The 12,726-nt window shown below is 72.4% G+C and carries 14 protein-coding genes; 7 read left to right on the plus strand and 7 right to left on the minus strand.

Annotation, left to right across the window (positions count from 1 at the left end; genetic code table 11):
* Positions 1 to 54: 54 nt before the first annotated feature.
* The gene (locus QSJ33_RS10135) at positions 55 to 762 is read left to right on the plus strand and encodes a hypothetical protein (protein WP_285725235.1); all 708 of its coding nucleotides are present in this window, start codon (positions 55 to 57) and stop codon (positions 760 to 762) included.
* Positions 763 to 771: 9 nt separating this feature from the next.
* Here the strand turns inward: QSJ33_RS10135 and purF are convergent, their stop codons facing one another.
* Together purF and QSJ33_RS10145 are read right to left on the minus strand one after the other, a co-directional pair.
* Positions 772 to 2,139: an amidophosphoribosyltransferase gene (purF, locus tag QSJ33_RS10140; protein ID WP_285725237.1), complete on the minus strand. Its 1,368-nt coding sequence runs from the start codon at positions 2,137 to 2,139 to the stop codon at positions 772 to 774.
* A gap of 317 nt (positions 2,140 to 2,456) precedes the next feature.
* Complete coding sequence (locus QSJ33_RS10145; protein WP_285725239.1) at positions 2,457 to 3,053, minus strand: hypothetical protein; 597 nt, start codon at positions 3,051 to 3,053, stop codon at positions 2,457 to 2,459.
* Positions 3,054 to 3,087: 34 nt separating this feature from the next.
* Between QSJ33_RS10145 and QSJ33_RS10150 the strand changes: the two genes are divergently transcribed.
* A complete protein-coding gene (locus tag QSJ33_RS10150; protein WP_285725242.1) occupies positions 3,088 to 3,741 on the plus strand; it encodes an HAD family hydrolase in 654 nt (217 codons plus the stop codon).
* Here the strand turns inward: QSJ33_RS10150 and QSJ33_RS10155 are convergent.
* The 3 genes from QSJ33_RS10155 to QSJ33_RS10165 are packed head-to-tail and all read right to left on the minus strand — an operon-like array spanning position 3,728 to position 6,081.
* Positions 3,728 to 4,234 carry a hypothetical protein gene (locus QSJ33_RS10155; RefSeq protein WP_285725244.1) on the minus strand — a complete coding sequence of 169 codons (507 nt, stop codon included), beginning with the start codon at positions 4,232 to 4,234 and terminating at the stop codon, positions 3,728 to 3,730. The two genes, QSJ33_RS10150 and QSJ33_RS10155, sit on opposite strands and share 14 nt — an antisense overlap.
* A gap of 58 nt (positions 4,235 to 4,292) precedes the next feature.
* The gene (locus QSJ33_RS10160) at positions 4,293 to 5,522 is read right to left on the minus strand and encodes a tetratricopeptide repeat protein (protein WP_285725246.1); all 1,230 of its coding nucleotides are present in this window, start codon (positions 5,520 to 5,522) and stop codon (positions 4,293 to 4,295) included.
* A 1-nt stretch (position 5,523) separates the two neighbouring features.
* A complete protein-coding gene (locus QSJ33_RS10165; RefSeq protein ID WP_285725249.1) occupies positions 5,524 to 6,081 on the minus strand; it encodes a TlpA family protein disulfide reductase in 558 nt (185 codons plus the stop codon).
* A 74-nt stretch (positions 6,082 to 6,155) separates the two neighbouring features.
* Here QSJ33_RS10165 and QSJ33_RS10170 point away from each other — a divergent pair, with 74 nt between their 5' ends.
* The 4 genes from QSJ33_RS10170 to QSJ33_RS10185 all read left to right on the plus strand — a co-directional run bounded on the left by QSJ33_RS10170 (position 6,156) and on the right by QSJ33_RS10185 (position 9,671).
* Positions 6,156 to 7,007, plus strand: a complete 852-nt coding sequence (locus tag QSJ33_RS10170) for a sulfurtransferase (RefSeq protein ID WP_285725251.1) — start codon at positions 6,156 to 6,158, stop codon at positions 7,005 to 7,007.
* On the plus strand, positions 7,004 to 8,188 hold the full coding sequence (locus QSJ33_RS10175) for an MDR family MFS transporter (RefSeq protein WP_285725253.1): 1,185 nt from the start codon (positions 7,004 to 7,006) through the stop codon (positions 8,186 to 8,188). Before QSJ33_RS10170 ends, QSJ33_RS10175 begins: the two co-directional genes overlap by 4 nt.
* An 85-nt stretch (positions 8,189 to 8,273) precedes the next feature.
* Positions 8,274 to 9,170, plus strand: a complete 897-nt coding sequence (locus tag QSJ33_RS10180) for a diguanylate cyclase (RefSeq protein ID WP_285725255.1) — start codon at positions 8,274 to 8,276, stop codon at positions 9,168 to 9,170.
* Between the two features lie 114 nt (positions 9,171 to 9,284).
* Positions 9,285 to 9,671 (plus strand): YidB family protein, encoded by a 387-nt coding sequence (locus tag QSJ33_RS10185; protein WP_476620510.1) that lies wholly within the window; start codon positions 9,285 to 9,287, stop codon positions 9,669 to 9,671.
* A 10-nt stretch (positions 9,672 to 9,681) separates the two neighbouring features.
* Here QSJ33_RS10185 and QSJ33_RS10190 read toward each other — a convergent pair whose 3' ends face one another.
* A complete protein-coding gene (locus QSJ33_RS10190) occupies positions 9,682 to 10,098 on the minus strand; it encodes a hypothetical protein (protein ID WP_285725257.1) in 417 nt (138 codons plus the stop codon).
* A 152-nt stretch (positions 10,099 to 10,250) separates the two neighbouring features.
* Between QSJ33_RS10190 and rsmH the strand changes: the two genes are divergently transcribed.
* Positions 10,251 to 11,294: a 16S rRNA (cytosine(1402)-N(4))-methyltransferase RsmH gene (gene rsmH, locus QSJ33_RS10195; RefSeq protein ID WP_285725259.1), complete on the plus strand. Its 1,044-nt coding sequence runs from the start codon at positions 10,251 to 10,253 to the stop codon at positions 11,292 to 11,294.
* 81 nt (positions 11,295 to 11,375) lie between these two features.
* Here rsmH and rocD read toward each other — a convergent pair whose 3' ends face one another.
* Positions 11,376 to 12,587 carry an ornithine--oxo-acid transaminase gene (rocD, locus tag QSJ33_RS10200; RefSeq protein WP_285725261.1) on the minus strand — a complete coding sequence of 404 codons (1,212 nt, stop codon included), beginning with the start codon at positions 12,585 to 12,587 and terminating at the stop codon, positions 11,376 to 11,378.
* Positions 12,588 to 12,726 lie beyond the last annotated feature (139 nt).

Below are 12,726 nucleotides of genomic sequence, written 5' to 3' on the forward strand. Positions count from 1 at the left end.
TGGGACTGAACCCGGAGTCCCCTCCCTCCGTAGACGAGCCATCCCGGAGGTCCCATGCGCCCTCGCCTGATCGTTCCCTGCCTGGCCCTGTTCTGCGTCCCGGTGCTCCGGGCGGACGGCCTGTCCGACCTGCGTGCCGCCCTCAAGGCCCTTCCCGCGCACGAGACCGTGCGGGCGAAGGTCGAACACGACAGCCTGGAGCGGGAGGAGAACGGCGTGACCCGCAGCCACCGGGTCACCCTGGTCGAGGACGGGCCCGAGGGGGTGAAGATCCTGGAGGACACCGGCGGCCCCGCGCACGCCGGCCGCGGCGGGGAGCACGGGAAGGTGCCGGGGACCGACACGACGGAGGGGTTCCGCGGCGAGCTCCGGGCCCAGGAGGAGCTCCTGGAGATGCTGGAGAAGGCCCGCCTCCTGGAGGACCGGATGGACAGCTTCGACGGGAAGCCGGCCCGCCGCCTGCGCCTGGCGCTCAACCTGGACCTGGACAAGGAAGCGCAGGGGTACATCAAGCGGTTCGACCAGGACCTGGTCGTCTGGCTGGATCCCCAGAACCTGCCCCTGGCCCTCGACCTGAAGATGGAAGTGCGGGCTCGGGCCATGCTCTTCTTCAGCGTCCGGACCGGGATCCGTGTCCACGAGCGGTTCCAGCGGTGCAAGGACCGCCTCCTGACCGCCGAGGCCCGCACCGAGGTGGAGGGCGTGGCGGTGGGCAAGGCCTTCGGCGGCACGGAGACCACCCGCTGTTCCCTGGTGCCCTGACGGAGGCGGCTATTCCCCGGACGGGGCCACGGGATAGTCCCCGTTGAAACAGGCGTAGCAGAAGCCCTGGCCGTCGTCGCCGACGCTGGCCTGGAGGTCCTCCATGGCGAGGTAGCCGAGGGTGTCGGCCTCCACGAAGGCCGTGATCTCCTCCACGGGCATGTACGAGGCGATGAGGTGCTGCCGCTTGGGGGTGTCGATGCCGTAGAAGCAGGAGTGCGTCGTCGGGGGACAGGCGATGCGCAGGTGGACCTCCCGGGCCCCGGCCTCCCGCACCATCTGGACGATCTTCTTGCTGGTGGTGCCGCGCACGATGCTGTCGTCCACCAGCACCACGCGCTTGCCCGCCAGCAGGTGCCGCACGGGGTTCAGCTTCACCTTCACGCCGAAGCTGCGGATGGTCTGCTTGGGTTCGATGAAGGTGCGGCCCACGTAGTGGTTGCGGATGATGCCGAAGTCGAAGGGGATGCCCGACTCCTCGGAGTAGCCCAGGGCCGCGCTCACGCCGCTGTCCGGCACGGGCACGACCAGGTCGGCCTCCACGGGGTGCCGGCGGGCCAGGAGCCGCCCCATCTCGCGCCGGGCCGCCATCACGCTCTGGCCGTAGACGAGCGAATCGGGACGGGCGAAGTAGATGTGCTCGAACACGCAGGGCCTCGGCTGGACCCTCGGCAGGGGGAAGCGGGAGCGGGCCTCCCCGCCCTGCCGGGGGACGATCACCATCTCGCCCGGCTCCACGTCACGGACGTAGGCGGCCCCCACCAGGTCGAAGGCGCAGGTCTCGGAACTGAAGACGGTGGTCCCGCCCATGCGGCCCATGGCCAGCGGGCGGAAGCCGTGGGGATCTCGCGCCGCCAGCAGGGCGTCCTCGGTGAGGATCAGGAGCGAGTAGGCCCCCTTCGCCTCGCGGAGGGCCGCGACCACGGCATCCTCCAGCGTGTCCGCCTGGGCCCGGTTGATGAGGGCCAGCAGCACCTCCGAATCCGAGGGGCTCGTGAAGGTGTGGCCGTCGGCGATGAGGCGGGCCCGCAGCGCCTCCGTGTTGGTGAGGTTGCCGTTGTGGCAGAGGGCCACCTGGCCGAAGCGTCCGTGGATGAGGAAGGGGTGCGCCGCGGAGGCCACGTTGCCCCCGGTGGTGGAGTAGCGGGTGTGGCCGATGGCGGCGTCCCCGGGCAGGGCGTCCAGGACGGTCTCGGAGAACACGTCCGCCACGTAGCCCTGGGCCTTGTGGAGGTGGAGGCCTTCCGCATCGCCGGAACAGATGCCGGCGGCCTCCTGCCCCCGGTGCTGGAGGGCGTAGAGCCCCAGGTAGGTCTGGCGGGCCGCCTCGGCCTGGGGGGCGATCCCGAACACCCCGCACTCGTCCCTGAACGGCATGGCCCCTCCTAGGGTCTGTTTTCAAGGTCCCACGGCGCCGCGGTGGCGTCCAGCCGCGTGGTCTGGCAAGGAAGCGGGCGAAGGGCGATGTGGGTGCATCGTTCGAGGCCGGTGACGCCGCCAGGCGCGCGGCTGGACCCACCCCGGAGGGCAGGGGCCGGCGGCCGTCGCCATCCGGCGTTAGGCTCGCTCGACAGACGCCCAGTCTGCCTTCGCTCGCCTGCCTGGGCTGGCTCCGCCGGCGGCCCCTGCGCGGCATCGCGCGACTTTGAAAACAGACCCTCGTCCTCCAGGATAAGCCCCGGGGGATGAATGCCCTAGCGGACGGTTTCCACCGCCGGGGTGGCCTCGCCCTGGGGGTTCCGGGACCAGAGGCCCAGGGTGCTCAGGAGGGCCGTGCCATCCTCGGCGGGCTTCAGGGAGGCGGTCCCGTCCAACCCTTCGAGATGCAGCTCCATCCGGGCCACATCGCCCTGCGCGAACCGCACGCTGAGGTCGCACAGGGCCAGGAGGTCCGGCGCCACCTCCACCATCACGCCGGAGGCGTCCAGGCCCTGGGGCAGGCGCAGGCTCCAGACCGGGAGGCTGCGGGTACCGAAGCGCAGCAGGATGGGTTCGCGGCGGGTCTGGGGCGCCGGGCCCGACAGGTAGAGCAGGCGCTCGGCCCGCGCCAGCAGCATGGCCTGGGCGTAGGGCGTGCCCTGGTCCCGCAGGGCCTCCAGCCGCCAGGCGGCCATGCGGGGCCGCTTCACGTGGTTGTGGCTGGTGGTGCCGGGGGCCGGGCGGAGGCTGAACCGGGTCTCCAGGGGCCCCGCCCCGCCGCGCATCCACACCTGGAACCGGTAGCGGAGCCCGTCCGCCGCCGCGGCGGGCAGGGTGCAGGCCAGGAGGAGGACGAGGAGCCGGAAGCGCATCAAGGAACACCTTCTCCTTCGAGCATGCCATCCCGTGCGATCCTGGGCCATGCCGCTCTGCTTCGACCTGGACGGGACCCTCGGCCACTTCAGCTCGGGTTTCGTGCTGCTCCGGGAGGCCCTGGGCGGCCTCTGGGGCGGGGCGCCCACGGCGGAGGAACTGGGCCGCTGCGGGGGCTCCACCGACTGGGAGATCGTGGACGAGCTGCACCGGATGCGGTTCGGCCTCCCCCTGACCGAGGCCGGCTACGCCGACTACGAACGGGCCTGCGTGGCGCGGTTCCAGGCCGCCTTCGCCCCCGGCGGCCTGGCCCCGGCGGCCTACGCCGGCATCCTGGCGGGCCTCCACCGGCTGGCGGCCCGGCACCGGGTCTGGCTGGTGTCCGGCAACGCCCCGGCCCTGCTGGCCTTCAAGGCGGAGGCCCTGGGGATCGACCCGGCCATCCCCCGCCTGGGGTCCCTGCCCGGCCATGACCGCGCCGGGCTCATCCGCCGGGCCCTGGAGGGCTGCCCCGGACCGCACCTCTACGTGGGGGACCGTCCCCACGACCTGGCCGCGGCCCGGGTTGCGGGCGTGCCCTTCCTGGGCATCGGCGGTGCCGTGCCCGGAGACCACCCCCTGCTCGACGCCGCCGCCGAGGCGGACCACCTGGTGCAGGCCGTGGAGGCCCTCCTCAGCGGGCCGTGACCTCGAAGCCGTCCAGGAAGGTACGGGTGTCCGGATCGTCGGCCCTGGGCATGATGGCCTGGGCGTGGTACATCCGGCCGGAGCGGTAGACGACGATGCCCTCGGCCACCCCGCCGTTCACCAGGTTCACCCGGTAGCGGAAGCCGGGACCCTTCGCGGCGGGCAGGTCCGTCCGCGCCAGGGGGCCCAGGCGGTAGGTGAGCCAGTTCTGGAAGGTGCCCAGGATCTCCCGGGGCATGGCCCCCCCCTGGTCTCCCGGGGGGAGGTTGCCCACGGCCACGGAGAAGGTCTCGTCCAGCCGCCCGGCCGGGTTCATGGCCAGGTCGAACCACTCGACGTCCCCATAGGGCCCGGCCTCCGTGTGGCGGTGGAGCTTCGGTTCGCCGGGGAAGGTGGCGGCGATGCCCAGGTTCGCGTTCTCGACGCGGCGGGGCTCCTCCCGGCAGCCCAGCAGGGCGGCGACCAGCAGCAGACCGGGCCAGGCGCGGGACATGGGGCCTCCGTGACTCCCCATCGGATCACGGCGTCCGGAAGTTGAACCGCGGCAGGGATCAGGTCCGGGCGGCCTCCTCCCAGCGGGCGGCGGCCCGGGGATCCCGCACCACGCCGTGGCCCCCGCGGTAGGCCTCCGCCAGGGCCAGCATGGCCTCCCGGTGCCCCGCCTCCGCGGCCTTCCGGAACCACAGGACCGCGCTGAGATCGTCCTTCGGCCGGTGCGCATCGCCGCGGAGGAAGGCCAGGCCCAGCCGGTAGCTGGCTCCGGGGTCGCCCGACTCCGCAGCCGCCAGGAGCCGGTCCCGCCCCCGCCTCGGCCCCTCCCGGCGCAGCCGCCAGGCCTGCCAGGCCAGCGCCAGGACCGGCGGGGCGAGCATGAGCAGCGGCAGGTGGTGGAGGCCCGACGAACCGGCCCAGAAGAAGGCGCCCACCGTGGCCAGGGCCCCCCCGGCCAGCAGGACCAGGCCCAGGAGCAGGATCCAGCGCCCGGCGGGATGGGACACGGCCGGCTCCGCCACGGCCTCCACCCGGCCGGCGAGGCGCCCGCCCAGGCGAACGAGGGGATCGTCCGGGGCCGCGTCATGGCGCAGGGGGCTGCGGCTCGGGGACGGGTGCGGCGCAAGACGGGCCGCGATCCCGGACCAGCGCCGGGCCTCCTCCGGGTCCACCGCCAGCCCGTCGCCCGCCTCGCAGGCCCGGGCCAGCCAGGCCGCCGCGGGGCCGAAATCCGCGGACGCCGCGCGGCGGTACCAGACCCCGGCCTCCACCGGATCCGCGGCCACCCCGTGGCCCGTCCGCAGGGCCTCGGCATAGCGGAAGGCGGCCTCCGCATGGCCCCGTCGGGCCGCCCGCCCCATGCGCTGGACGCCGTCGATGACGCCGCCGGGGCCGAACCCGCCCTCGAGGTAGACCAGGCCCTCCTGGAAGATCCCTTCGGAACCGCCCAGGCGCACGGCCCGGTCCAGGCACCACCAGGCCTGGTCGGGGTGGTAGGCGTGGCGGGTCCAGTGCAGCCACAGGGCCTCGGGGTCCGGCGCGAAGCGGGCCACCCAGAGCCTGAGGCCCCGCTCCAGCAGCGCCAGGGGCGGCGTGTTGGCCCGCGCCAGGAGGCCGACGAAGGCGGCTGCCCCATAGCACCAGGCGGCCAGGAGGAGCAGCCCGGCCCAGGCCTCCGCCAGCCGCCCGAGGGGCGTCGGGAACAGGAGGAGGGGGCCCAGGAGGAGGGCCAGGAGGGAGGCGATCCCGAGCCCCCAGGCCCGCCCGGCCCCGGGGATCCCCCGTGCCATGTCAGCGGGCCTTCAGGGCCTCGTCCAGGGCCCGCTTGGCCATGCCCTCGCCGTAGCCGGACCAGCGCCGGATCAGCCGGCCCTCGCGATCCACGACGATGCTGGTGGGGATGCCGGCGATCGGTCCGAAGGGATCCAGGGCCTTCGCGCCATCCGGCACGTAGGCCGTGAGGCCCAGTTCCGGGTGCTGCGTCAGGAAGGGCCGCACGTCGCCCCAGCCCCCGTTGTCCACGGAGATGGGCACCACGACGTAGGCCTGGCCGCCGGCCTTCTGCAGGGCCGCCACCTCGGGCAGGGACTTCCGGCAGGGCGGACACCAGGTGGCCCACACGTCCACCAGCACCACCTTCCCCTTGAACTCGGCCAGGGTGTGCCGCTGGCCCAGGGCATCCGTGAAGGCCACGGCGCTCACGTCCGTGCCCGCCTGGGCGCCCTCGCCCGAGCCGCCGATGCCCAGCCCGCGCATCAGGGCCACGCCGCCCAGGAGGAGGCCACCCACCACCAGTACCCCGGCGGCGATCATCCGCCAGCGGGATTCAGGAACCTGGGCCTCGGCCATGGGAGCCTCCTCGTGCCGGGACCCGGCGCGGGGTCCCGCACCAGAGTACCCGGGTCCGGCCCCATAATCCCTCCATGCCGATCCTTGATGCCGATGCCCTCGCCGCCCGCCTGTTCTCGGTGCGCCTGCTGGACACCCGCCAGGACCCTGGCGAGTTCGCCGCGGGCCACCTGCCCGGGGCCCTCCACGCGGACCTGAACCGCCACCTGAGCACCGCCTCGGACCCCGGCTTCGATCCGGCCCGGGGGGGCCGCCATCCCCTGCCGGACCCCGCCCGCTTCGCGGCCCAGCTGGGGGCCTGGGGCATCGGGCCGGACACCCCGGTGGTGGCCTACGATGCCAGCGGCGGGGGCAACGCCGCCGCCCGGCTGTGGTGGATGCTCCGGGCCCTGGGCCACGAGCAGGCCTACGTGCTGGACGGAGGCCTCCCCGCGGCCCTGGCGGCGGGCCTGACCCTCACGACCGAGGTGCTGCCGGTGGCGGCCCTCCCGCCCTACCCGGCCGCCGCCTGGGCCCGGCCCCTGGCCAGCCTCGAGGAGGTGGCGCACCGCCGCCGGGATCCGGCCTTCAAGGTGCTGGACGTGCGGGCCCCCGAGCGGTACCGGGGCGAATCGGAGACCCTCGACCCCGTGGCCGGGCACATCCCCGGAGCCCTGAACGCCCACTGGATGGACAACCTGGGGCCGGACGGGCGGTTCAGGGAGCCCGGGGCCCTGCGCCGGGACTTCCTCGACCTCCTGGACGGCACGCCGGTCGATCGCCTCACCGTCCATTGCGGCAGCGGCGTCACCGCCTGCCACACCCTGCTGGCCCTGGAGCACGCGGGGCTGCCCGGCGCGGCGCTCTACGTGGGCAGCTGGAGCGAGTGGTGCCGCAGCGGGCGCGACATGGACCTGGGCGGCCGCGCCGGGGAAGGCACGCGATGAGGCATCCCTGGCAGGGCCTGAAGGGCCTCCCCTCCGACGTCTGGCTGGTCTGCGCCAGCACCCTGGTGAACCGGCTGGGCACCATGGCCCTGCCCTTCCTGGTGCTCTACCTCACGGCGGGGCGCCACTGGACGCCGGGCGAAGCGGGCATGGCCATGATGGTCTACGGGGCCGGCGCCCTGGTGGTCGGGCCCTTTGCGGGCCGCCTGGCCGATGCCCAGGGCCACGCGCGCATCCTCAAGGCCAGCCTCTGGACCTCCGGCACCCTGCTCCTCCTGCTGCCCTTCGCCACGACGCGTCCCCTCCTCCTCGTCCTGATCTTCCTGTGGGCGAGCCTCACCCAGGCCTTCTGGCCCAGCGCCATGGCCCTCCTGGCCGGCCTCGCCGCCCCGGAACAGCGCAAGGCCGTCTACGCCCTCCATCGCCTGGCCATGAACCTGGGGATGGCCGTGGGCCCGGCCCTGGGAGGCCTCATCGCCCACCGCAGCTTCAGCTGGGTGTTCTGGACGGATGGCCTCACCACCCTGGCCGGCGCCGCGGTGCTGACCCTCTTCCTGCGGTCGCACCCCGCCCCGGTCCCCCATCCCGACGCCCCTCCCAGCGGCAGCGCTTGGCGCGACCGGCGCCTGGCCTACCTGCTGCTGGCCTTCCTGCCGGTGCTGATGGTCTTCTTCCAGATCGAGGGCGCGCTGCCCCTCTGGGTGACCCGGGACCTGGGCTTCGACACCCGGTTCTTCGGCCTGATCTTCACCATGAACACCCTCCTCATCGTGGCCCTGGAGGTGGCCCTCAACCTCGCCATGGCCCACTGGCCCCACCGCCGCCAGCTCCTGGTGGGCTCGCTCTGCTACGCCGCGGGATTCGGCCTCACGGGCCTGGTGCGCACCAAGGCCGGGCTCCTGGGCACCGTGGTCATCTGGACCTTCGGCGAGATGATCCTGCTGCCCGCCATGGCCGACGCCGTGGCCACCCTGGCGCCCCCGGAACGGCGCGGCGAGTACATGGGTCTCTACAGCACCACCTTCGCCGCCGGCCTCGCCCTGGGCCCCTGGCTGGGCGTGCTCGCCTACGCGAGGGTCGGCCCGGCCGCCCTCTGGGCGGGCTGCTTCCTCACGGCCGTGGTGGGGGGAGTCCTCCTGGGTAGGTTCCGGATCCCGCCCCCCGCCAGCTCCCTGGGCTGATCCGCCGGTTCCGCGCCAGAGATCCACCACTCCAGTCAGGTCCTGTTTCATGTCATAGTCAATGAAAAAACAGGTGGGGCAGGACATGTACGGATTTTCCCGAATCGAGGTCCAGGGAGCTCTGCATCATCTAGACCTGGCCATCGAACGGCACCAGCAGTGGTACGAATCCATCGTCAAGGTCCTGGTCTGCCGGCTCCCCTTCGACCCCGTCGAGACCTCCGACGACGCGCACCGGTGCTGTGAGTTCGGCCAGTGGTACTACGCCGAGGAGTCCCGGGAGCTGAAGGAGCGGCCCGGATTCCTGTCCCTCGAAACCGAGCACGAGCGCATGCATAGGATCGCCTCGAGGCTCCTGCGGGGGATGGACAAGGGCCAGGCGGTCCAGGTCGAGGAATACGAGGCCTTCGCCCGTTCCCTGACCGACCTCCATGCCCAGTTCCAGACGCTGAAGCGCGAGATGGAACGCGCGATCGGCAACCTGGACCCCCTCACGGGGGCCTACAACCGGATCAGCATGCTCACGTGGCTCCGCGAGCAGCAGGAGTTGGTCCGGCGCAGCATCCTGGCCTGCGGACTGGCGATGATCGACCTGGACCATTTCAAGTCCGTCAACGACAGGTACGGCCACCCCGCGGGCGACCAGGTGCTCATGCACGCCTCGTCCTACCTGATCGAGCATGTTCGACCCTACGACCGGGTCTTCCGCTACGGCGGGGAGGAATTCCTCCTGTGCATCCCCGATGCGGACCTCGGCACCTGTCATGCCCTCGTGGATCGGCTGCGGGAGGGCCTCGCGAATGCCCCGGTCATCATCCAGGGCCGGCCCCTCCACTGCAGGGTGTCCTGCGGAGTGGCCCAACTCCAGGCGGATCTGCCCGTAGAACAGGTCATCGGGCGGGCCGACCAGGCGATGTATGCCGCCAAGAAGGCCGGCCGCAACTGCACCCGCACCTGGGAGACCGGCATGCTGCAGGCCTAGCCTCCCCGGGGGGCGTCCCGACCTCGCCACCACCGCCACCACCGCCCTGGAGGGACCCTGAGGCTCCCCACCCCCGTGGGCGTATGATGGCCCCCTCACAATGAGGAGTCGACCATGGGCTTGATGGATCTCGCAGGTTCCCTTCTCGGCGGCGGACAGGATCAGCAGGGTGGGTTGATGGGGATGGTGACCGGCCTCCTCCAGCAGCAGGGCGGCCTCCAGGGCCTGCTCGGCAGGCTCAACGAGAGCGGCCTGGGCGAGCAGGCGGCGTCCTGGGTGGGGCGAGGCGAGAACCTGCCCATCGGGGCCGATCAGATCCGGGCCCTGCTGGGCAGCGACACGCTCCAGTCCCTGGCCTCCAAGGCGGGGCTGGGCCACGAGGAGGCCGCCAGCGGCCTCGCCGCCCTCCTGCCCCAGGTGGTGGACAAGCTCACGCCCGACGGCCAGGTGCCCCAGGGCGAACCCGACCTCCTCAGCACGCTGAAGGGCCTGCTGGGCTGATCCCTCCGCCTCAGTCCCGCTGGAGGTCCCGCCGGTCCACCAGGCGGAAGAGTTCCCCCTGCCAGCGGGCGCCGGCCGGATCCACGGTGAGCTCGGCGGGGGGGATCGCCCGGCCCTTCGGGACCGGACCCGACGTCACCCTCGGGTAGAGGAAGACCTGCTCGATCTCCCGGAAGGCCTCGTCGCCCTCGGGCAGCATCACGTAGCGCACCAGCCAGCGGTCCTTCCCGGCATAGGCCTCGTAGACGTAGTGCCGGCAGTCGGGATCCGCCGCCGCATGGGACGCCTTCCGGAGCCAGCCGGGGGGCGCGGGCTCCCCGTGGAAGGGCGGGACCACGCCCACGGTGTGGCTGCCGTCGGGTTCCTGGATGCCCGGAGAAGTCGCCGGCAGCGTGGACAGGAGGAGGGCCAGGAGGGGCGTCAGCATGGGGGATCTTCCGGGGGCGGGATGGGTATTCCCGCAGGCTCGGGCCATTTTCTCACCCGCTCCCGGACGCCGAGGTTGCCATCCCGCGGGAATCCTGTGAATTCCCGGCGGCCGGGTTGTGTCCCTCCCCTCCCGGGACCTACCCTGGTCCGATGCCGGACGCGCCCCCTCCCCACCGCCGCCGCGTGCGCTACCAGGGCACCCATCCCCGGCACTTCCGCGAGAAGTACAAGGAACTGGACCCGCTCGCCTACGCGGACGAGGCGGAGAAGGTGCGGGCCCGGGGGCAGACCCCCGCCGGGACTCACCGTTCCATCATGGTGGCGGAGATCCTCGCGGCGCTGGACCCGAAGCCCGGCGAGCGCGCCCTCGATGTGACGCTGGGCTACGGGGGCCACGCCCGGGAGCTCCTCCGCCGCCTCCAGCCCGGCGGCTTCCTCCTGGGCCTGGACGTGGACCCCCTGGAGCTGCCCAGGACGGAGGCCCGCCTGCGATCCGAGGGCTTCGGCGCGGACGCCCTGCAGGTGCGGCGGATGAATTTCGGCGGGCTGGCGGGCCTGATCCCCCAGACGGGGCCCTTCGATCTGGTGCTGGCCGACCTGGGCCTGTCCTCCATGCAGATCGACAACCCGGACCGGGGCTTCACCTTCAAGACGGAGGGTCCCCTCGACCTCCGCCTCAATCCCCAGAAGGGTCGGCCCGCCTCGGAATTCCTGCGCTCGCTCAGCGAAGGGGACCTGGCGGACCTGCTGGCGGAGAACGCCGACGAGCCCCTGGCCGGCCCCCTGGCCAGGGCCCTCGCGACGCACCCCGGCCCCCTGGACACCACGACCCGGCTGGCGGAGGTCCTACGCGCGGTGCTCGCCCGCGACCACGGCCTGACGCGGGACGATCCGGAGACGCGGCGCACCCTGCAGCGCACCTTCCAGGCGCTGCGGATCGCCGTGAACGAGGAGTTCAAGGTCCTGGACCAGTTCCTGGCCTGCCTTCCCCGGGCCCTGCGCCCCGGCGGCCGCGCGGCCATCCTCAGCTTCCACTCGGGGGAGGACCGGCGCGTGAAGAAGGCCTTCCAGGAGGGCCTGCGGACCGGCCTCTACGCCGAGGTCGCCGACACCCCCACCCGCGCCACCCTGCAGGAGCAGATCGACAACCCCCGCTCGAAGCCCGCCAAGCTGCGGTGGGCCATCCGGGCCTGAACGGGCCCTGATCGACACACCGAGGGCCAGGGCGCCGGATGGCTCCGGCCCCCTGGCCCTCCGATCGCGGTGCGCTCCAGCCTAGGCCAGCACGGCCTCGAGCTGGTCCACGGCCCAGTCGAGCTGCTCCTTCGTGATGACGAGGGGCGGAGCCAGGCGGATGGTGTGCTCGTGGGTGTCCTTGCAGAGCATCCCGCGGTCCTTGAGGGCGTAGCAGTACGTGCGGGCGCCGCCGGCCTCGGGCTTCAGCTCCACGCCGGCCCAGAGGCCGATGCAGCGGATCTCCTTCACCTTGTCGGTCTTCAGGCCCTTGAGCCGGGCCTCGAAGTGCTTGCCCAGCTCGGCGGTCTTCTCCACCAGCCGCTCGTCCACCAGGACGTCCAGGGCGGCGGAGGCCACGGCGCAGGCCAGGGGGTTGCCGCCGTAGGTGGAGCCGTGGATGCCGGGGGTGAAGACGTTCATCACGGCGTCATCGGCCAGGAAGGCGCTCACCGGGTAGTAGCCGCCGCTGAGGGCCTTGCCGATGGTGATGCCGTCGGGGCGGATGCCCTCGTGCTCGAAGGCGAACAGCTTGCCGGTGCGGCCCAGGCCCGACTGGATCTCGTCGAGGACCAGCAGGCAGTGGTGCTTGTCGGCCAGCTCGCGAAGGCCCTTCAGGAAGCCCTTGGGCGGGATCACCACGCCGCCCTCGCCCTGGATGGGCTCCATGAAGATGGCGGCGGTGTTCGGCGTGATGGCGGCCTCCACGGCCTTCAGGTCGCCGTAGGGCACGATCTTGAAGCCCGGGGTGAAGGGGCCGAACCTGCTGGTGCTGTCGGGGTCGGTGCTGAAGCCCACGATGGTGGTGGTGCGGCCGTGGAAGTTGCCATCGGCCACGATGATCTCGGCCTGGCCGTATTCCACGCCCTTCACGTCGTAGGCCCACTTGCGCATGGCCTTGAGGGCCGTCTCCACCGCCTCGGCCCCGGAGTTCATCAGCAGCGCCTTCTGGAAGCCGGTCAGCCTGCAGAGCTTCTCGAGGAGCGGGGGGAACTGGTCGTTGCGGAAGGCCCGGCTGGTCAGCGCCAGGGTCTTCACCTGGGCGATCATGGCCTCGCCGATCCTCGGGTGGTTGTGGCCCTGGTTCACGGCGGAGTAGGCCGCCAGGAAGTCCATGTACTTCTTGCCGTCCACGTCGGTGAGGAAGACGCCCTCGCCCTTGGTGCAGACGACGTCGAGGGGATGGTAGTTGTGGGCGCCGTACTGGTTTTCCTGCTGGATGAGCGCTTCGGACTTGGCGGCGACGGTGGCCATGGAACCTCCAATGGGCCTCGAGGGCCGGAAGGGCCCATTCTAGTCCTCCACCCCGCACCCCGGCACCCAATCCCCCGATCGCCTTGACGGATCGTCAGGATCCGGCCACCCAGCCCCCTCCACCGCCCGGCGGAAGAAT

It is taken from the genome of Geothrix rubra, from assembly GCF_030268065.1.
In the GTDB taxonomy this organism is placed as follows: domain Bacteria; phylum Acidobacteriota; class Holophagae; order Holophagales; family Holophagaceae; genus Geothrix; species Geothrix rubra.